At 41.5% G+C, this 19,438-nt stretch carries 17 protein-coding genes and 3 tRNA genes; 10 read left to right on the plus strand and 10 right to left on the minus strand.

Translation table 11 applies throughout. The features are described 5' to 3' along the window. The first annotated feature begins 14 nt into the window (after positions 1-14). A complete protein-coding gene (locus tag QM738_RS14480; protein WP_462277441.1) occupies positions 15-473 on the plus strand; it encodes a TspO/MBR family protein in 459 nt (152 codons plus the stop codon). Here QM738_RS14480 and dcd read toward each other — a convergent pair. Beyond that, the gene (gene dcd / locus QM738_RS14485; RefSeq protein WP_462277442.1) at positions 470-1,006 is read right to left on the minus strand and encodes a dCTP deaminase; all 537 of its coding nucleotides are present in this window, start codon (positions 1,004-1,006) and stop codon (positions 470-472) included. The genes QM738_RS14480 and dcd overlap by 4 nt on opposite strands. A 127-nt stretch (positions 1,007-1,133) precedes the next feature. On the opposite strand from dcd, the gene QM738_RS14490 reads away from it, so the two are divergent. Then, on the plus strand, positions 1,134-1,748 hold the full coding sequence (locus QM738_RS14490) for a 4'-phosphopantetheinyl transferase family protein (RefSeq protein ID WP_462277443.1): 615 nt from the start codon (positions 1,134-1,136) through the stop codon (positions 1,746-1,748). A gap of 112 nt (positions 1,749-1,860) precedes the next feature. Here QM738_RS14490 and QM738_RS14495 read toward each other — a convergent pair whose 3' ends face one another. From QM738_RS14495 to QM738_RS14510, 4 genes are all read right to left on the minus strand, one after another. Continuing rightward, positions 1,861-2,790: a zinc-dependent peptidase gene (locus tag QM738_RS14495; RefSeq protein ID WP_462277444.1), complete on the minus strand. Its 930-nt coding sequence runs from the start codon at positions 2,788-2,790 to the stop codon at positions 1,861-1,863. A 2-nt stretch (positions 2,791-2,792) separates the two neighbouring features. Next, positions 2,793-3,950: a DUF2130 domain-containing protein gene (locus tag QM738_RS14500; RefSeq protein WP_462277445.1), complete on the minus strand. Its 1,158-nt coding sequence runs from the start codon at positions 3,948-3,950 to the stop codon at positions 2,793-2,795. Between the two features lie 82 nt (positions 3,951-4,032). Then, a tRNA-Leu gene (locus QM738_RS14505) sits at positions 4,033-4,116 on the minus strand. A gap of 93 nt (positions 4,117-4,209) precedes the next feature. Next, positions 4,210-5,370 carry a sensor histidine kinase gene (locus QM738_RS14510; RefSeq protein ID WP_462277446.1) on the minus strand — a complete coding sequence of 387 codons (1,161 nt, stop codon included), beginning with the start codon at positions 5,368-5,370 and terminating at the stop codon, positions 4,210-4,212. Between the two features lie 58 nt (positions 5,371-5,428). Here QM738_RS14510 and QM738_RS14515 point away from each other — a divergent pair, with 58 nt between their 5' ends. From QM738_RS14515 to QM738_RS14535, 5 genes are all read left to right on the plus strand, one after another. Then, the gene (locus QM738_RS14515; protein ID WP_462277447.1) at positions 5,429-6,457 is read left to right on the plus strand and encodes a glycosyltransferase family 2 protein; all 1,029 of its coding nucleotides are present in this window, start codon (positions 5,429-5,431) and stop codon (positions 6,455-6,457) included. Between the two features lie 47 nt (positions 6,458-6,504). Further along, entirely contained in the window at positions 6,505-6,708 is a 204-nt protein-coding gene (locus QM738_RS14520) for a hypothetical protein (protein WP_462277448.1), read from the plus strand. Positions 6,709-6,854: 146 nt separating this feature from the next. Beyond that, a tRNA-Gly gene (locus QM738_RS14525) sits at positions 6,855-6,930 on the plus strand. Between the two features lie 40 nt (positions 6,931-6,970). Beyond that, positions 6,971-7,056 (plus strand) — tRNA-Leu (locus QM738_RS14530). Positions 7,057-7,172: 116 nt separating this feature from the next. After that, a complete protein-coding gene (locus QM738_RS14535) occupies positions 7,173-8,465 on the plus strand; it encodes a nucleoside hydrolase-like domain-containing protein (protein WP_462277449.1) in 1,293 nt (430 codons plus the stop codon). Between the two features lie 158 nt (positions 8,466-8,623). Here the strand turns inward: QM738_RS14535 and QM738_RS14540 are convergent, their stop codons facing one another. Further along, positions 8,624-9,334: a YebC/PmpR family DNA-binding transcriptional regulator gene (locus tag QM738_RS14540; RefSeq protein WP_462277450.1), complete on the minus strand. Its 711-nt coding sequence runs from the start codon at positions 9,332-9,334 to the stop codon at positions 8,624-8,626. Between the two features lie 374 nt (positions 9,335-9,708). On the opposite strand from QM738_RS14540, the gene QM738_RS14545 reads away from it, so the two are divergent. Continuing rightward, complete coding sequence (locus tag QM738_RS14545) at positions 9,709-10,701, plus strand: tryptophan 2,3-dioxygenase (RefSeq protein WP_462277451.1); 993 nt, start codon at positions 9,709-9,711, stop codon at positions 10,699-10,701. A 148-nt stretch (positions 10,702-10,849) separates the two neighbouring features. Further along, complete coding sequence (locus QM738_RS14550) at positions 10,850-11,395, plus strand: transposase (RefSeq protein WP_462277452.1); 546 nt, start codon at positions 10,850-10,852, stop codon at positions 11,393-11,395. 69 nt (positions 11,396-11,464) lie between these two features. Here QM738_RS14550 and QM738_RS14555 read toward each other — a convergent pair whose 3' ends face one another. After that, entirely contained in the window at positions 11,465-12,592 is a 1,128-nt protein-coding gene (locus QM738_RS14555) for a cysteine desulfurase family protein (protein WP_462277453.1), read from the minus strand. A gap of 134 nt (positions 12,593-12,726) precedes the next feature. Then, entirely contained in the window at positions 12,727-14,106 is a 1,380-nt protein-coding gene (gene glmM, locus QM738_RS14560) for a phosphoglucosamine mutase (protein ID WP_462277454.1), read from the minus strand. A gap of 188 nt (positions 14,107-14,294) precedes the next feature. Here glmM and QM738_RS14565 point away from each other — a divergent pair, with 188 nt between their 5' ends. After that, complete coding sequence (locus QM738_RS14565; protein ID WP_462277455.1) at positions 14,295-15,035, plus strand: class I SAM-dependent methyltransferase; 741 nt, start codon at positions 14,295-14,297, stop codon at positions 15,033-15,035. 75 nt (positions 15,036-15,110) lie between these two features. Here QM738_RS14565 and QM738_RS14570 read toward each other — a convergent pair whose 3' ends face one another. Both QM738_RS14570 and QM738_RS14575 read right to left on the minus strand, forming a co-directional pair. Continuing rightward, positions 15,111-17,090, minus strand: coding sequence for an LTA synthase family protein (locus QM738_RS14570; protein WP_462277456.1), 1,980 nt, complete (start codon positions 17,088-17,090; stop codon positions 15,111-15,113). A 181-nt stretch (positions 17,091-17,271) separates the two neighbouring features. Further along, positions 17,272-19,290, minus strand: a complete 2,019-nt coding sequence (locus tag QM738_RS14575) for an LTA synthase family protein (RefSeq protein ID WP_462277457.1) — start codon at positions 19,288-19,290, stop codon at positions 17,272-17,274. Positions 19,291-19,438 lie beyond the last annotated feature (148 nt).

A 19,438-nucleotide genomic window follows, 5' to 3' on the forward strand; every position in this document is an offset into this window, starting at 1 on the left:
ATGATATGCGTATAATGCGATTGATCATATCCATACTGATACCATTGCTGGTTGGTTTTGTTACCGGTTTCATCACAAGGCCTGGTGTTGAAGGGTGGTACGCCTTTATCAATAAACCATCATTCAATCCACCCAACTGGGTATTTGCACCTATATGGACGATCCTGTATATACTGATGGGTATTGCCTTTTACATAATATGGAAAACCGAAGCGGACAAAAGGATCAAACGTACCGCTATTATTTTTTACGGTATACAACTGGCGTTGAATTTTACCTGGTCACTTATATTTTTTAGTCTGCATCAGCCTGCATGGGCGCTGGCTGATATTTTTGCATTGCAGTTAATGATATTACTCACCATTGCCTGGTTTGGAAAAATTTCCCCGCCTGCATCGTGGTTACTGGTGCCGTATATCTGTTGGGTAAGTTTTGCCGCAGTGCTGAATTACGCGGTTTGGAAAATGAATTAAAATTTATTCTTCCACATCATACTCTCTACCGGCTTATTGATCTGCCCGCTGTATTTGGCATTTTTCTTCTGGTTATATTTTACAGCGATCTCACCATCCACCGGAAAATAAATAAGCTGGCCAATGGGCATGCCCCTGTACACTCTTACAGGTTGCTTCACTGAAATTTCCAGTGTCCAGTTACCGCAAAAGCCCACATCGCCTTTACCTGCCGTGGCGTGTATGTCAATACCCAGGCGGCCGGTAGATGATTTACCTTCTAAAAAAGGAACATGCGCATGTGTTTCGGTATATTCCAAAGTAACGCCGAGATAAAATTCGTGTGGCTGCAATACATAGCCTTCTTCAGGTATCTCAAAATGTTCGATGGTGTTGTGTTTTTTTGCATCCAGCTCTTTATTTACATAGCGGGCAAGGTCTTTACCAAGATGCACATCATAACTATTGCTGCCGAGGCATTCCCGGTCGTAGGGTTCAATTTTAATAGTGCCTTTTGCTATTTCTTCCAGTATCCTCGTGTCGCTTAAGATCATGATGGGTTAATTTGTTTATTGGTTAACTGGTTTGCCAGTTGATCCGTGAAATTAGTGTAATCCGTGTTTGTTGTAATTTTGCAAATATTCATTCAATAATCTGCAATCTAAAATCTAAAATCGCATTATGCCGTTGGTTTATCAACAAAATATTAACGCAGGTACTAAAATAGCGGTATGGCATATTACAGAAGCCGAGGATTTTTTTGCAGCAATACCATTGCAAAAAACTATTACGCATCCGCAAAAAAGATTGCAGCACCTGGCCGGGCGTTTTTTATTAAGAGAAATGTATCCTGATTTTCCATTGGCGCTCATCAAAATAGCGGATACCCGTAAACCATTTTTAGAAGATGAGGCGTATCATTTTTCCATTTCGCATTGCAGGGACTATGCAGCCGTGCTGATCAGCAGGTCGCAAAGGGCAGGGGTGGATATTGAAAAGATCAGTGAAAAGATCGGGTCGATACTCCATAAATTCTTAACTGCGGAAGAAAGTTTTTTAATGCCCCGTGGCGCTATTGAAAAAACGGCCACACTTTTCTGGAGTGTAAAAGAAAGCATCTACAAATGGCAGGGCACAGGCGGCACCGATTTTAAGGAACATATCCGCATCGAAAAATTTACCGGGCAACTGGATGAAGGTGTGGTGCATTGCATTTTCAATAACAGTATTTCGCTAAAGGTGCATTATCTTTTCTTTAATGGTAATTTTCTTACCTGGGTATTGAGTGACCACTAATACTTTTTGAATTCACTTCGTGAATTGATTTGGCCACGGATTACACGAATTGACACGGATAAGAACTGCTGTATTTTAATCTGTGAAAATCCGTGCAATCCGTGGCTGCAAACTACAAAGTAGTTTCTGTAGCGATCTTGTTGTAGGGATCCTGGTTGAGTAAGAGTTTGATGGTATCGTACAGCTCGGGGTAAGCGGCTTTCATGGCAGCAGGCTTTTCAAAAAATATTTCAGCGCTCTCTGCCCAGAATTCCTGGAAGTTCTTTAAGGCATAATCAGAATACAGGTCGTTGCCGGGTTTTGATTCCTGTGCAAAAACCTTGTTGCCATTAATATTGAAATCATCAAAGCCATTCCTGAAATTGTTATCAATATTTTCTTCTACAATAAAAGTCTGGTAGTACAGTGCATGCGCCAATTCATGCAATCCTACATTTTGTCCGTCATCAGGCGTGGCATAACCTTCTAAAAAATGCTTCCACGATAAATTGATCGCATGGCCTGATACATTGCCTTCGAGAAAACAAATGGTATCGTGTATGCGTACAAACTCTTCGGGGTAAACATGGATGAATTCAAAATTGGGCAACAGGTATTTCTTTAAACCAAAAGTGAGTTGTATGGCGGCAGCGCTGATAAGCACCGGCATTTCTTTAAAACCTGTTTTATCATGAATTTTAAAGACCTTATTGGCAATAAAATCCTGCAGGCGTTCTAAAAATCTTTCTTTTTGTATAGCAGATAATTGGTTGTAATAAGGAAATCGCTTTGTAAGAATGGCTTTCAACTCTTCATCCGAAAAATTCAGTTCATCACCATGATAAAGCTGGTAAGGCGTACGTGGAATACCCGAAGCTGTTGCAATGCCGGAATTATCCGGTTCTTCGGATTGATCTTCTCTTTTAACCACGATAAAGAACATGATATAACCCACCATCAGCAGCAGGGTGAAAGAACCGTCCCTGAAATCGTTGTTGAATGCAAAGCCCACTGTAATGGCAAACAGGATAAGAGGTACAGTATATTTTAAACGGTCGTTCATAGTTATTCGGATGGAATGTCTTCCTCATCGCCGCCTTCCAGTAAAGGAATATTACTTACCGAAGCGCCTGCAATACCTTTAACGCTGCCATACAGTCCGCTGGTACTGATGAGTACTTTTTCCAGTTGTTTTTCTCTTTCTTTCCACAGTTTTTCCATTTGTATGCGCTCTTTGGTTATGGATTGCTTCATGGCCACAAAACCTTCCACAATGGCCTCCATTTGCCCGCGGAACTCGTTGCCGGTCAGGTAATCGTACAGCATCTGCATCTTATCGCCCTTGTTCTCCTGGCTCTTTTGCACTTCATGAATTTTAATGATGCCGTTGCGCAACAAATAAGCAACGCTGGATACCTCGCTGAAATTGCATATCCATATCCCGTCTTTTTCCCCAAACTTCTCCATGTCCTTCGGAAATACCTGCGATACCAGTATGGCCACATCGCTGCCACTGCTGCGTTTATCGTTCTTCAGTTTATCGATCCAGTTATTGCTCCAGGCCTTGGTGCGTTTGCTTTCGTAAATGATGCGGCCACAGGTAACACCGCTGTTATTGCGTACCACCTGTATGCAATCGGCGCCTTCCACGCCTTTGCCTACCTCTTCGATCAGATCGAATGGAAAATTTTCTTTCAGTATTTCTTCCAGCAACAGTTCCTGGCTTTCGCCCTGTAATTGCATGCTGCCCTGTTCACTTTTTCGTTTCAGTTCTTCAATTAATTTTTGCTGCTGGTCCATCTGCACCCTGAATTCTCTGGTCTTCAGATCAAATAATTCCTGCTCTCTTTTTATCACCACATCCTCTATCTCTTTTCGCTTTTCTAAAAAACGTTTTTCTATCTCTATCTCTAAATTCTTTTGTTTTTCTTCCAGCGCTGTTTTATCTCTTAAAAGATCCAGTTCTTTTTTCTGCAGGTCCTGTAGCTGCTGTGTTTTGGTCTTTGCTTCTTCTTCCAGCGATCTTAATTTACTGGCGGTTTCCTCGCCGGCTTTTTTTAATGCATCACTTACCAGCAGGGTCTTCTGTTTTTCAAATTCTTCTTCCTTTCTTTTTTGCCAATCGAGCATTTTTCCACGCAGTTCTTTTTCCACCTCGCTTTTAAGGCTTTCGTTCAGTTCAAACTGGTGGCCGCAATTGGGACATTTTATTTCTGCTGCCATTACTATTTTTTTACAAGTTAGCTAAAAATACACCTAAATCTTAAGCATAAAAAAAGCGAAGTGAAACTCCGCTTTTAAAAAGTGACCGAGACTGGATTCGAACCAGCACGCCGTTGCCAGCGCCACCACCTCAAGGTGGTGCGTCTACCAATTTCGCCACCCGGCCATGATTTGGGATTGCAAATTTAATAGATAAAATACATTTAGCCACGGATTACACGAATTATCACAGATTTTTTTATCAATGCGTGAAAGGGTCTTATTTCTTCAATACGATCTTAAATGTGGTTCCTTTTCCCACTTCGGAGTGTTTTATAAATAATTCGCCCTTGTGGTATTGTTCAATGATCCTTTTGGAAAGGCTGAGCCCAAGCCCCCAGCCGCGTTTTTTGGTGGTAAAGCCCGGTTTAAAAACATTAGGAATATTTTGCTTGCTGATGCCTTTACCGGTATCGGTCACTTCAATAACAATAGTGGCCGTTTCATTTTTTACGGTGATATCAATACTGCCCTTGCCTTCCATGGCATCCAGTGCATTCTTCAACAGGTTTTCAATCACCCAGTCAAACAAGGGCGCATTCACCATGGCAATGATCTCGTGTTCATTAAAACTGTTGATAGAGAAACTCACTTTTTCGGGTGCCCGCCTTTTGATGTAGGCCACCATATTTTCTATCAGTTCAATGATATTTTTTTCTTCCAGTTGCGGCGTGCTGCCGATCTTGCCAAAGCGGTCGCTTACCAGTTTTAAACGGTCCACATCTTTGGCCATTTCTGTAGCGATCTTTTCACTGGCCGGATCTTCTTTCAGCATTTCCACCCAGCCTTGCAAAGAAGAAAGCGGCGTGCCCAGCTGATGTGCTGTTTCTTTTGCCATACCTGCCCATACCTGGTTCTGTGTGGATTTATTGCGGGTGGATACCGTGATCAATGTTATGAGAATGAACAGTGCAACGATCACCAGCTGGATGATAGGGTAGTAGCGCACTTCCTGCAACAACTGCGAATCGCCGTAATAATATTTATTTACATAATGCGGGTCTTTGCTGATCTCCACTGTAATAGGCTCGTGCTGGTTACGGAATTCCTCGATCTTATTTCTTAGATAATTGGTATCCGATCTTATCTTGACAGAATCAAGATTGGCCACATCATTTGGCCCCAAAGGATTATCCTTTTCATCCGTGGCAATAATGGGTATCTCGTTATTTTCGGAAGTAATGATATTGGTAAGCTCCATGGCGGATTGATCGCTGGTATTGCTGCGTGTTTTTAAAGACTGCACCCATACATTTACTTTTCTTCTTTCATCCGCTGCAATTTTTTTTGCCAGGTAATTGGAATAAAAAATGGTACCGGTCACAATAGCAATGGCCACCAATGCCAAAGCCGATCTCCAGTTAAAAAGTTGACGTACCATTACTGTAAAACTAAAATCTTAAATCTGAAAACTAAAATCTTTTATGTTTGCAGAATAAATGAAGCCTGCTCCATCTGTTGCGATAGTGATACTGAACTGGAACGGAAGAAAATTCCTCGAACAATTTCTTCCTTCGGTAATGGCATCTGTATACAGCAATAAAAGAGTGATACTGGCTGATAATGCTTCTACGGATGATTCCATTGCATTTACGCAGCAACATTATCCCGCAGTTGAAATAATAATAAACAACAGCAACGAAGGCTTTGCCAAAGGATATAATACTGCATTAAAACAGGTGCGAAGCGATTATTATGTTTTGCTCAACAGCGATGTGGAAGTAACACCCAACTGGATACAACCTGTTATCGACCTGATGGAAGCAGATGACAGTATTGCTGCCTGCCAGCCCAAGATACTGGCTTATAATAATAAGCACCTGTTTGAATATGCCGGTGCCAGCGGCGGCTGGATAGATAGTCTAGGCTATCCCTTTATGCGGGGAAGGGTATTTGATGTTTGTGAAGAAGATAAGGGCCAATATGATGCAGCACAGCAATGCTTCTGGGCCAGTGGTGCGGCATTGTTTGTAAAAGCAAAATTATATCATGATGCAGGCGGCCTGGATGAATACTTTTTTGCACACCAGGAAGAGATCGATCTTTGCTGGCGCCTGCAGCTGGCAGGATATAAAATTTTTGTGCAGCCGGCATCTGTGGTGTATCATGTAGGCGGAGGTACATTGCCCAAAGGCAACAGCCGTAAGACCTATCTTAATTTCAGGAACAACCTGATCATGCTGGCCAAAAATCTTCCACCGGGCAGCGCATGCTGGAAGATACCCTACAGGCTGGGGCTGGATGCTATATCTGCCTGGCAGAATTTATTGAAGGGCGATGGCGGCTATTTTGTGGCTATATTGAAAGCGCACCTGCATTTTTTAAAATGGCTGTTGTTTGAAAAGAAAACCAAGCGTACAGTAAAGAGGAGGAGCATAAAAGGCAGTGGTTATTATACAGGCTCTGTAGTATGGCAATATTTTGTAAAAAAGAAAAAAACCTTTTCAGAAATTGTTGATAATAAATAGTTTTTTTAAGCTGCTACACCTTATTTTTGCAATGCAAATTTTAAAACATGGAACAGGAATTCATTGATACTTCGCATAAAGATTTTACTTATAACTGGGTATCATCTTCACGTTTTATCTGGTTTTGCCAGGTTTTTTTAGCCGTGGCATTTGTTTTGGGAATGTGCTATAATTTGTACACACACCGCTATAAAGGCAAGCCTGAAGTGCATGTACCAGAAAATACCCTGTATAATCCAAAATATAAGTAAAAAAATTTTTGTTGTAGCGATACAACCCTTATTTTTGCCGTCCGAAAAAAATGGTACACGGAAGCTCCAGCTTCCGGATACAAACAAAAGTTCTTTTTAACTGCAAGCTGGTCCAACGGACTCCTTTGGAAAGCTTACAGGTACACGCGGAAGTAGCTCATTTGGTAGAGCACGACCTTGCCAAGGTCGGGGTGGCCGGTTCGAGCCCGGTCTTCCGCTCCAAATTATCCCGATTCGTCGGGATTTTTTTTCACTACCATACACTCGGGTGGTGGAACTGGTAGACACGCAGGACTTAAAATCCTGTTCGCAGCAATGCGAGTGTGGGTTCAACTCCCATCCCGAGTACGCACAACAACAGAAGCCCTGATAGTATTGACTTACAGGGCTTTTTCTTTTTTACATTGCGCTATTCTTTCCCCAGGCTTATTTTGCTTAGAATATTAATGCTTTATTTTTATAGCATGAAAAAGCTAGTTTTCTTATCCCTTCTATATTTTCAGTTGAATGAACTGGCAGCGCAGCAACCGGTGCCGGTAAAACCCCGCATATTGGTAAGTACTGATATTGGCGGTACCGATCCGGACGATAACCAATCGATGGCACACCTGCTGATGTACAGCGACCGGTTCAATATTGAAGGATTGGTTTCTTCACCCTCTTATGGAAAAGGCAATAAAGAAGAGATATTACGAATGATCGGCCTGTACGAAAAAGACCTGCCTAAGCTGCAGACGCATCAAAAAGGCCTTGCAACGCCCCGTTATTTGCGGTCGGTGGTAAAGCAGGGCAGGCAGGGTAATGCGACGTATGCAGGTTATACTGCTGCTACAGAAGGTTCCAACTGGATCATTCGCTGTGCGAAAAAGAAAACAGCACAACCGTTGTGGGTATTGGTTTGGGGTGGACTGGAAGACCTGGCACAGGCATTACACGATGCTCCCGAAATTCAAAACAAAATAAAAGTATACTGGATCGGCGGCCCCAATAAAAAATGGAGTGCTAACAGTTATGCCTATATCACTAAAAATTTTCCGGCGCTCTGGTTCATTGAAGTGAATGCTTCTTACTATGGTTTCTTCTCCAACAATAATAAATTAGACAGTATAAAAAGTACCGGCTACTATGAGCAATATATTCAGTCGGCAGGCTACCTGGGTAAAGATTTTAAAAATTATTACAATGGCGAAGTAAAGATGGGCGATACGCCTTCGCTGTTGTACATGATGGACGGAGATCCCAATAACCCGCTGCGTGAAAGCTGGGGCGGCAGTTTTGAAAAGTTTGATCACAGCTCCCGGGTTATTTTCAACAACGCTACCACTGTATCAGATACGATTGCATTTTGCGCCATCATAGAATTTAATTTTGAAGGGCCAAAAGTGAACCTTCCTGCAGATTCTGCTTGTTTCTGGATGGAAGTGCCCTACGGTAAAACTGCTGTACAAAAATGGCCCGGCTATTATCTCGGCAATGGCCAGTATGCGTTGCGGTATATTCCCAAGCAGGCGGAAACATTACGTTATACTTTCACCTCCTCCATACCCGGTTTCCCTTTGAAAGAAGGAGCAATAGTGGTTAGTAATCTCTGGCCTGGTAAACGCAACGCAACTGATTACCAATTGGGCAACAATTGGTATACGGATAAGTCCGATCCATCACTGTACAATGGAAAGATACAGGGCGGCGAAACGATCTCTAAATGGCGGCAGGCGGTATTGCTGGATTGGGCTAAGCGGTGGGAGTGGCTTAAGTGATTCTTTTTTTATAATTTTCGGGTATCCTATATGTTTAGTAAAGCAAAAATGAACTATTCGAAATTTTAAATTGCCTATGCGGGAAGGTAAAAAAATGATACAAAAGAAAAACCGTCCCTCATAAAGTAAGAGACGGCTTTCAACAAGATCATTTATGATTATTTCAGGTTATGATACACTTTCTGCACATCATCATCCTGTTCCAGCATATCCACCAGTTTCAGCACTTCATTACTTTGTTCTTCATTTAATTCAACGGTGGTATTAGGTATCCGGGTAAGTTCGGCGCTGATCACTTCAATGCCTCTTTCTTCCAATGCCTTATTCATATTACCGAATTCGTTATAAGCGGTACGCAGTACAATATTGCCGTCTGCATCTTCGCCGATCTCTTCCAGGCCATAATCTATCAGGTCCAGCTCCAGGTCTTCAATATTCTGGCCGGCGCTTTTAAGTTTATATTCGCCCATGCGGTTAAAGGTAAAAGCCACCGAGCCGCTGGTGCCCAATGCGCCGTGACCCTTGGTAAAGTGCATTCTTACGTTCGCAACAGTACGGGTAGAGTTGTCGGTAGCTGTTTCCACCATTACGGCTACACCATGAGGTGCATAGCCTTCATATACAATTTCATCGTAATCTGTTTTGTCCTTACCCATAGCCCTTTTAATAGCCGCTTCTACACGGTCTTTTGGCATGTTGCAGGCCTTGGCGTTAAGGTAACACCTTCTTAAAGCAGGATTATTTTCCGGGTCGGGGCCACCGGCTTTTACAGCTATAGCGATCTCTTTACCGATACGGGTAAAGTTTTTAGCCATTTTATCCCAGCGGGCAAACATGGCGCTTTTTCTAACTTCAAATATTCTTCCCATGAATTATCGTGATTTACTATCGGGTGGCAAATTTAAGAAAATAGCTGCTAAAACACATATAAAAAGCGGCACCCTTTTACAGGTACCGCTTAAACCTAAAGTATAGCCATTAAAAACTAAAACCAGAGAAAGTTTAACTACGTGATTATATGTTTAATAGTTGTAGTAATTGTTCAATAGATCATTTTATTGCTGTAACAGTTTTTTTAATTACTGCCTGATTATATTATTACAATAGCATGCCATAGTGCTTCTATTTAGATAAGAAAACGTTAAAGGAATTTTTTGTTCACCAGTCATTAACAAATACAGTGCAGTAAAAAAATATTTTTTACGCTGATACATTGCTTAAGTTTGTTCACCAAAATATTGTTATGGAAAATAATGTAGTGTACTACAGTGAATATTTGCAACTCGATAAAATTACCGGCGCACAGGAACCGGAAAGTTTTAAAGAAGGTAAGATAGCTGCGCATGATGAAATGCTTTTTATCATTATTCACCAGGCGTATGAACTGTGGTTCAAACAAATTCTGTTTGAAGTGAATTCTGTGATCGATATCATGAATCAACCTGCATTGAATGATAATTCTCCCGAAATGCAAACCGTGGTGCACCGTTTAAAAAGAGTGGCCACTATTTTAAAAGTATTGGTACAGCAGATAGATATTATGGAAACGATGACCCCAATGGACTTTTTGGATTTTCGTGATATGCTGCGCCCTGCATCGGGTTTTCAGAGTTACCAGTTTAAAGTAATGGAAGCAAAGCTGGGCTTGAAATTCGATCAGCGGCATGGCCAACACTATTACACTTCTCAATTAAAAGAAAAAGATATTGCAATAATCAAAGCAGCAGAGAATGGTAAGTCGGTGCTGGAACTGATCAACGCATGGCTGGAAAGAATGCCTTTTATCACCGAAGAATTCTGGCAAAATTATCAACAGGTATATGTGAGCAGCCTTGCAGATGCAGAAAAAGACAATGCTGCTTTTTTTGCTGCCGTATTTGATGACGAACCTGAAATGCCCGGAAGGAATTTATCGCCCCGGGCCAGCCGTGCAGCATTGTTCATTATGCTGTACCGTGGTTATCCTATGCTGGAATTACCCTTTCAGTTATTGGATACATTATTAGAAATAGATAACCAGTTGGCCAACTGGCGCAACCGGCATATCAATATGGTGCGCCGTATGATCGGCACCCGTATTGGTACCGGTGGCAGTACCGGTGCCGGTTACCTGAAAGCCGCCATGGACAAACATTATATTTTTAAAGAGCTGGCGCAGCTGAACAGTTTTTTAATTGACAGGCGGCAACTGCCGGTGTTACCAAAGGAGTTGGTGGAGAAATTGGGGTATTCGTAGGAATTTGCCTGTGGCGAATTCAATTTGCCAAAGGCAAATTCCGTTTTCGCCCATGGCGAAAACAAAATACGCCGCAGGCATGATCCCGCATGCAACCATTTCCTTGATATCCTTATCATAGAAAATAATCAACTATCCGATTATTTCTATGTACAAAAAACACAAACAATATCGGTTATACAACTACGATTATTCCCAGGATGGATATTATTTTATAACCATCATTACTAAAGACCGGGCACATTTTTTTGGAAAGATCAAAAACCAGCAGATCACACTATCTGCTATTGGATCATACCTGAAAGATAATATCCAGCAATTTTACCCGGATGAAACTTTAGAAAACCCTTATACAAACAACCCATTGTATATAAACAGTAGCCCAACTATTATTGCCATTACAGAATGGGCCATTCTTCCGGACCATATTCATCTTATAGTTGAGATACTCAATTTAGAAAATAAAGCATACACTAGTGTCACAGGTTTATCTCCATTGACAAAAGGTTCAGTAAGTTCTTTTATCAATCATTTTAAAGGGAATGTAAAGAAGTGGTGTAATGAAAATGATTTTGCTGGTTTCAATTGGCAACAGCGGTTTCATGATCGTATCATTCGAAATAAAGGAGAGTATGAGCGGATTGCATGGTATATCAGAAACAATGTGTTAAACTGGAAGGGAGGCGATACGTAAGATCACGTCTTTGGCGTGCTCCGTAATTGCCTGTGGCAATTACCAATCGAACATGCCACAGGCATGCTCTTACACCAACTCTTTCAATTTCCCTACCACCGCATCCACTTCTGCTTTAGTATTGTGTTTGCTGAAACTAAAGCGCACCGTTACCTGGTTAGGATTATTGTTGATAGCACGGATAACATGACTGCCCTGGTCGGCGCCGCTGGTACAGGCGCTGCCGCCACTGGCACAGATATTATTGATATCAAGATTAAAGAGGATCATTTCTGATTTTTCCGTCTTGGGAAAACTTACACTCAGCACAGTATACAAGCTTCTGCCTAAAGTATCCCCATTAAAAGCCACACCCGGAATATTTTTTTTCAGCTCATCCATCATGTAATATTTCAGTGTGCCGATCAGTGCGCTGTCTTCTTCATAACCTGCAGTAGCCAGTTCTAAAGCTTTTGCAAAGCCAACGATACCATACAGGTTTTCGGTACCGGCACGCATGTTGCGTTCCTGGCTGCCGCCGTGTACAAAAGGTTTTATTTTTACATTTTCATTGATGTATAAAATACCCACACCTTTAGGGCCATGGAATTTATGTGCAGCGCCGGTAATAAAATGTACCGGTGTATTTCTCAGGTCAAAAGGAAAATGACCCACAGTTTGTACTGTATCGCTATGAAAAATGGCATTGTACAATTTGCAGAGATTACCTACAGCATGCATATCAAGGATATTACCAATTTCGTTATTGGCATGCATTAAAGTAACCAGTGTTTTTTCTTCGCTTTGTGCCAGTAATTTTTCAAGATCATCAATATCCACATGGCCATTCGGCAGCAGTTTTACATAACTTACTTTGGCTGCGTCGAGGTTATCAATATGCTCAACCGAATGCGATACAGCATGATGTTCAATAGGAGAGGTGATGATATGCCTGCAGCCAAGATCCCGGATGGCTGCAGTAATAGCAGTATTGCTGCTTTCGGTACCGCCACTGGTAAAGAATATTTCTGCAGGGTGTGCATTTAAAATTTTAGCTACAGATTTACGGGCCGCTTCAATAGCCATTCTCGTTTCCCTGCCATAGGAATAAATAGAAGAGGGATTGCCGAATTTTTCTGTTAAATAAGGCATCATGGTTTCCAGTACCTGTGGATCCAGCGAGGTAGTGGCAGCGTTGTCGAAATAAATTCTGTTCATATACCCCTGTCCCCTAAAGGGGAACTTAGTTTGTTAGTTTATTAGAAATAAGTTATCACTTTTACTATCATTCTACCTAATGCTTCGCATTAATCTCCTCCATGATTAGTTCCCCCTTCAGGGGGCGGAGGGGGTTACATCATCTGCCCAATATCCTGCATCAGTCTTTTTGCAATATTATCGGCCGTGGTTTCAAAATTACTTTCTGCATAAATACGAACGATAGGCTCGGTATTGCTGGTACGTAAATGCACCCAGTCCGAATCAAATTCTATCTTTAAACCATCCTCTGTATTGATAGGCTGGTTTTTGTATTTTACTTTTATCTTTTCAAAAATATCTTTTACATCTGTACCATTTTCCAAAGCAATTTTATTTTTGCTCATGAAATAATCAGGATAGGTGTTCCTTAATTGTTTGATACTTTTTTTGCTATTGGCCAAATGGGTTAAAAACAACGCAATGCCGATCAGGGCATCCCTGCCGTAATGAAGATCGGGAACAATGATGCCGCCATTACCTTCGCCGCCAATAACAGCATTGGTCGCTTTCATTTTGTTCACTACGTTCACTTCACCAACAGCGCTCGGCGTGTATTCGCCACCGTGCTTTACAGTTACATCTTTTAATGCCCTGGTAGAAGACATATTACTTACCGTATTGCCTTTTCTTTTACTCAACACATAATCAGCCACGGCTACAAGCGTATATTCTTCACCAAACATGCTGCCATCTTCACAAACAAAACACAAGCGGTCAACATCCGGGTCAACGGCAATACCAAGGCTGGCATTTTGCTTTACCACTTCAGCGCTTAAGCCGGTCAGATGTTCCGGTAATGGTTCAGGGTTGTGTGCAAATTTGCCATTCACTTCCTCATTGATCACAGTAATATCTTTTACACCCAATGCTTTTAACAATGCAGGCACCGCTATGGCACCGGTACTGTTCACTGCATCTATTACAATTTTGAATTTGCTTTTTTTAATAGCCGCTACATCCACCAGTTCGTAATTTACAATGGCGTCAATATGCTTTTGTAGCGATGTTTCTTCTTTGGTATAAGTTCCTAATTTATCCACTGCAGCAAAATTAAAATCTTCTTTTGCAGCAATATCCAGTATCAGTTTCCCTTCATCGCCACTAATGAATTCACCTTTGCTGTTGAGTAATTTTAAAGCATTCCATTCTTTGGGGTTATGGCTGGCGGTTAAAATAATGCCGCCTGCAGCAGCTTCAAATTTTACTGCCATTTCCACGGTTGGCGTAGTGCTCAGGCCCAGGTCTATAACATCCAGTCCCAATCCAACCAGTGTATTTACCACCAGGCTGCTCACCATTTCGCCACTTATTCTGCCATCTCTTCCAATAACAATTTTATGATTACTGCTTTGCTGCATCAGCCAGGTGCCGTATGCTGCGGAAAATTTTACTACATCCAGCGGTGTAAGGTTATCATTTGTTTTTCCGCCGATAGTACCTCTTATTCCGGATATGCTTTTTATCAATGCCATACGCTTCTGTTTTAGGGATGGCAAAGATAAGGAAAAGTTGGGGCAGGAGGAGTTAGGGTTAAGACGCAAAAAAGTTACGGGTTACGGGTTATTTGATCGTTGCCGAATGACTGGTTCTTTTACAAAATCAACTATCAAATAACCCGTAACTATTTAACCCGTAACATTTTAACCCGTAACTTTGCCCTATGCAACAGCCCTGGTTCAAAGATTGGTTCAATTCTCCTTATTATCACCAGTTGTATTTTAACCGGGATGAAAAAGAGGCGGCTGCTTTTATCGATAAACTGATCGACTACCTGAAACCTGCTGCCAAAAGTACTATGCTGGATGTTGCCTGTGGCAAGGGCCGGCATTCCATACAACTGGCGGGCAAAGGCTTTGATGTTACCGGTATCGACCTGAGCGAAGACAGTATCAAAATAGCGCTGGAGCACGAAAGCGAGAACCTGCATTTTTACCGCCACGATATGCGCCTGCCTTTCTGGATCAATTATTTTAATTACGCCTTCAATTTTTTTACCAGCTTCGGGTATTTTAAAACCCGGCGGGAGCATGATAATGCCATCCGTACCATTGCACAATCCATAAAACCTGGCGGTTGTTTTGTAATGGATTACCTGAATGTACATTATGCAGAAGATCACCTGGTGCATCAATCCGAAAAAGAGATCGATGGCATCAACTTTGTCATTACCAAATGGTATGATGAAACGCATTTTTATAAAAAGATAGTGATTGAAGATGAGTCGATGAATGAGCCAATGGTGTACACAGAAAAAGTAGCGAAATTCTCTTTAGGCGACTTTACCGAAATGTTTGCCTACCAGGGCCTGCAGATACAGGAAGTGTTTGGGGATTATAATTTCTCTAATTACGATATCAAAAAAACACCAAGGCTTATTATGATAGCCAGGAAAGGGGTATAGCTGCAAGCTACAAGGCAAAAGCATACTCTTCAAACGAAGTACTTATCCCTTGCGGCTATTCTTCTTGTAGCTTTCTTACTTCTTCTTATTATTCACCAACATCCATTTGCTGGTTTCAAAGATTGCAGAGGTCAATTCTGATAATTGTTTCTTTACAGAATCTGATTGTTGCGGTGTGAGTGGTGGCAGATCGTCTTTTACAGGCACCAGTTCCTGCTGGCTGATGTTGATATTCTTTACAAAATAATAATCATCTGTTACCACACCGATATTGCCTTCGTCGTGATGAATGATAAATGCCGCATGCAGTATATCCTGCTGGTTGATCACGTCCCTTCCTAAAGTAGTATTGATATAAGGCTGGTGTATCATTCCTGCAAGCGTCGGTAACACATCCACCTGCGAAACGGTGTAATGATAAGTTGCCGGTTGTAACAAAGATGGTGCATAATACAACAAGGGCACATGCTCATCACTCAACCGGTGCGAATTCCATGCCTTGGGATAAACTGCGCCTGATTCGCCTTCCACTCCATGATCGCCAATGAAAACAAAGATGGTATTATTGAAATAAGGCTGTTGTTTGGCGGCTTCCATGAATTTTTTAAAGCAGAAATCAGTATAGCAGAAAGCTTCATACTCTGCCTGTGATTCAAAACCGTTTTTAGCAAGGGTTTCCTTGTCTGGCTTATCGCAGGTAAATTCTTTTTCACCGGCAGGTATCATAAAGGGGCGATGGTTATGCGCTGTTTGTATCACCGCAAAAAAAGGTTTGTTTTGCTGCTGCAAAACAGTACCTGCCTCTGCAAAAAGATCTTTATCACTGATGCCCCACACATTTATCTCGGAAGAATTGTAACGGCCTTTCTCATAAATATCAATACCATCCACATTGCTCATCAGTCCGCGGAAATTATTGAACTGGCTCCTGCCTCCTATAAAATAAAATTTATTATAACCATCAAAATTATTGATGATGGTTTGCTGGTTGACCGCTTCTGGATTTTGCGTGGAGAATTTAGCCAGCTGTACATCGGGTATGCCGGTAATGGTTGCAAAAATACCCCTGGCAGTACCGAACGTAGGCGTAAAGCAATGATCGAAGAAAACACCGTTCTTGCACAGTTCGTTAAAGTAAGGCGTACTGTTCAGTCTGTTGCCACTCATGCTGCTTTTATACATGCTGAAGCTTTCGCAAAGTACCAATACAACATTGGGCTTGCTTTCCAGGCTGTGGCTGTTGGGCTGTATAATGCGTTCGTAATTATATTTTGAACGGGTAATGGAATCGAGCTGTAAGTAAGATGCAATGGATGGGTAATATTTTGCTGCGGCGCTGGTATTAAAATCGGGGCTGCGCTGTTTTAACGAAGTAATAAAATTCTGGAAAGGATTTAGTGCCAGGTAGCTTTTAAAATTATCATTCAGTTTATAAGCATCCTGCCTGGTTAAAGGCCTTAATTGCAAAAAACCAAACACGAACCAGCACATCAGCAGCAATGCAACAAGGTACCACCTGCGTTTGTATTCAAACTTGTGCCAGTAATTATTGGCATCCACAGCGCCGTGTGTACGACGGAACAGTTTTGCAGTAAAGAAAACCGCAATGCCCAAAGCGATCAGTATCCATACAATAGGATAGGTTTCCCAAACCATGCGGAACATTTCATAAGGATCGTCTTTAAAATTTAAAGCGCTGGCGCCAATGCGGGTGTGATTGTAACTGAAATTACCAAAATCGGCCCCGTAAAAAAACATGATGACCAGTGTGATCACTGCCAGATAAATGGTCCATATTTTTTTTGTTTTGGCAGAATGAAAGGGAGAGAACCTTTTAAAAATAGATAATACAATGATGGGCGAAAGCACAATAGCGATCCACCGCAGGTCGTATTTTAAGCCCAGCCAGAAAGAAGGCACCAGTTCCAGTATGCCAATGGTCTTCGGTTTAAAAAGAATAGCCGTAGCAATACGGAATGCCGTGAACATACACAGGTAAATGACAAACAGGTTTATCATCCACTGGATAGTTTTAGACACTTTCCATTTATTCATAGTAGGCCAGGTTCTTTTTTAATGAGTGCGAATATAATGATCAAAAGGGAAAAATATGGGTATATAATGATAAAGGGCAAGAGTATAAAGGTTACGGGTTAACGGGTTACGGGTTATTTGTTTAAATATTACTTTAATCATTCGCAAACAATCAAACCCGTAACACGAAACCCGCAACCCGTTATTTCTTTTTATTATTGAGTAACAGGTATTTCGAAGTTTCGTAATAAGCATCGGTTAGCCTGCTGAGGTAGTTCCTTACACTGTCGGTATGGGCATTTTTTTCAACAGGGTTATTATTCAGCATGGATACAAAATCTTCTTTGCCTGTTTTTAAATTCTTCAGAAAATAATACTCATCCGATACAAGACCGATCGTTCTTACATCATGATCGATAACGAAAGCATATTTTTCACCACGCTGAATGGATTTATATTCTGAAAGCGGCACGAATGTATCCACCAGGTTGCGCCCAAAAGTATTATTGCGGTAAGGCGTTTTTGTGATGGCGGCAATGGTGGGCAATACATCGGCCTGGCTGCAAACCTCGTGTATCTTTTTTGGCTGTAATAATTTAGGCGCATAAAATAACAGGGGCACGTGCTCGCAGCTCAAACCCTGTTCCGTCCAGCTTTTGGGAAAATATTCCAGCGTACCGTTAAAACGTATACCATGGTCGCCCACAAACACAAAAACGGTATTACCAAAATAGGGTTCTTTTTTAGCGGCTTCCATGAACTGCTGGTAACAAAAATCTGTATAACGGAAAGCGTTCATTTCATCATTGCTTTCAAAGCCAAAACGCTTTAATGAATCTGTTGAAAAAGATACTTTATTAAAAGCGGCGTCATCTTCTGCGGGTATAGTGTAGGGCCGGTGGTTGTCTGCTGTCTGTATAACCGCAAAAAAAGGCTTGTTCTGTTCTTTCAAAACTTTATTGGCCTCTAAAAATAAATTCTTATCGCTGATGCCCCATACATCTATCTTATTGGCTTTATAATCCTGTTCTTCGTATAAATGCAGGCCATTGATATTATTGGTAAGCAATCCACGTATATTGGCCCAGGTAGCACTGCCGCCCAGGAAATAATAATGTTCGTAATTATTAAAATCATTGATAATGGTATGCTGGTTCACTGCATTGGGGTTACGGCTGGCAGTACTCGGACTTTCCACATCCGGTATACCCGTAATGGTGGCCCATACACCTCTTGCCGTACCATAGGCAGGCGTAAAACAGCGGTCGAAGAAAATACCGTTATTGCACAGTTCATTAAAATACGGCGTGGTATTTAAAGGATTGTTGTACATGCTGCTTTTATAAGCACTGAAACTTTCGCAGATCACCAGCACCACATTGGGCCGCTTACTGCTATCTGTAAAAGTGTATTTCCTTTCATAATTGAGTGTGCTGCTGTCAGGATTTTGCACGCCCAGGTAAGATGACATGAGCGCATAATCCTCCTTTACTTTTTTAATATCATACGTAGAATGGCGGAAGCTCAGTGTACTGAAAAAACTCTGGAAAGGATTCAGTGCGAGGTTTGCTTCAAAATCTCCTTTTAACGTAAAGGCATCGCTCCAGCGTAAAGGGAACTGTCCCGACATCACCACAATCTTACCAATGATGATCTGCGCCAGCAACAAAAAAGAAATGATATACAGCAATACGCCTTTTCTCTTATAAAAACTGTCTTTTGTAATATAGGATTGCAACAGCCTGCCAAAAATAAATCTTGCGGCAAGCACCAGCACAATAATGGCAATCGTAACTTTTACCAGCGGGTAAGTCTGCCACATCATCTGCCAGGAAATGCCGGCATCCTGCAAATAATTCAATACAGAAGCGTTCAAACGCTGGTGCAGGTAATCAAAATGATAAAAATCCACGAAATAAAAAAACACCAGTATAGTAAATGCCAGCGGCAACAGGAAGTTCCAGAATTTTTTTGCGCCCGCATTTTTAAAAGGATTTAAGAACGGAATAAAAGTGAGTATTAAAACGGCCAACCCAACTATACAGGCTATCCGGGCATCAAAACGCAGCCCCATTATAAAAGCAGAGCCGGAAAATGCTTTACCTGGTGGATTGTATTTAAAGTAAAAAATAAAGCGGAAGACCGTCATGGTAAACAACAACAGCAGCACAATTGAAAATATCCAGCGCAGTAAACGGGGTATCCTTTCTAAAAAAACCATTTTTATAATTTATCAGGATGCTAAATTAGTTTAATTATTTTTGGATGATCATAATTTAACAGATCAGCGGAGGAGCCGCGGGGAAATACCAATAATGCAACAGCTATTATCATACGACAGGGAATTGTTCAGGCTGATCAATTACAAA

It is taken from the genome of Ferruginibacter sp. (assembly GCF_049840995.1).
In the GTDB taxonomy this organism is placed as follows: domain Bacteria; phylum Bacteroidota; class Bacteroidia; order Chitinophagales; family Chitinophagaceae; genus Ferruginibacter.

What these genes read in the sequence shown, in the direction of transcription:
- QM738_RS14575 (WP_462277457.1), bottom strand. Translation starts at nt 19,290, where the DNA reads ATGGTTTTTTTAGAAAGGATACCCCGTTTACTGCGCTGGATATTTTCA.
- QM738_RS14570 (WP_462277456.1), bottom strand. Translation starts at nt 17,090, where the DNA reads ATGAATAAATGGAAAGTGTCTAAAACTATCCAGTGGATGATAAACCTG.
- QM738_RS14510 (WP_462277446.1), bottom strand. Translation starts at nt 5,370, where the DNA reads ATGGTACGTCAACTTTTTAACTGGAGATCGGCTTTGGCATTGGTGGCC.
- QM738_RS14495 (WP_462277444.1), bottom strand. Translation starts at nt 2,790, where the DNA reads ATGAACGACCGTTTAAAATATACTGTACCTCTTATCCTGTTTGCCATT.
- dcd (WP_462277442.1), bottom strand. Translation starts at nt 1,006, where the DNA reads ATGATCTTAAGCGACACGAGGATACTGGAAGAAATAGCAAAAGGCACT.
- QM738_RS14515 (WP_462277447.1), top strand. Translation starts at nt 5,429, where the DNA reads ATGAAGCCTGCTCCATCTGTTGCGATAGTGATACTGAACTGGAACGGA.
- QM738_RS14545 (WP_462277451.1), top strand. Translation starts at nt 9,709, where the DNA reads ATGGAAAATAATGTAGTGTACTACAGTGAATATTTGCAACTCGATAAA.
- QM738_RS14550 (WP_462277452.1), top strand. Translation starts at nt 10,850, where the DNA reads ATGTACAAAAAACACAAACAATATCGGTTATACAACTACGATTATTCC.
- QM738_RS14555 (WP_462277453.1), bottom strand. Translation starts at nt 12,592, where the DNA reads ATGAACAGAATTTATTTCGACAACGCTGCCACTACCTCGCTGGATCCA.
- QM738_RS14480 (WP_462277441.1), top strand. Translation starts at nt 15, where the DNA reads ATGCGATTGATCATATCCATACTGATACCATTGCTGGTTGGTTTTGTT.
- QM738_RS14535 (WP_462277449.1), top strand. Translation starts at nt 7,173, where the DNA reads ATGAAAAAGCTAGTTTTCTTATCCCTTCTATATTTTCAGTTGAATGAA.
- QM738_RS14490 (WP_462277443.1), top strand. Translation starts at nt 1,134, where the DNA reads ATGCCGTTGGTTTATCAACAAAATATTAACGCAGGTACTAAAATAGCG.
- glmM (WP_462277454.1), bottom strand. Translation starts at nt 14,106, where the DNA reads ATGGCATTGATAAAAAGCATATCCGGAATAAGAGGTACTATCGGCGGA.
- QM738_RS14565 (WP_462277455.1), top strand. Translation starts at nt 14,295, where the DNA reads ATGCAACAGCCCTGGTTCAAAGATTGGTTCAATTCTCCTTATTATCAC.
- QM738_RS14540 (WP_462277450.1), bottom strand. Translation starts at nt 9,334, where the DNA reads ATGGGAAGAATATTTGAAGTTAGAAAAAGCGCCATGTTTGCCCGCTGG.
- QM738_RS14500 (WP_462277445.1), bottom strand. Translation starts at nt 3,950, where the DNA reads ATGGCAGCAGAAATAAAATGTCCCAATTGCGGCCACCAGTTTGAACTG.
- QM738_RS14520 (WP_462277448.1), top strand. Translation starts at nt 6,505, where the DNA reads ATGGAACAGGAATTCATTGATACTTCGCATAAAGATTTTACTTATAAC.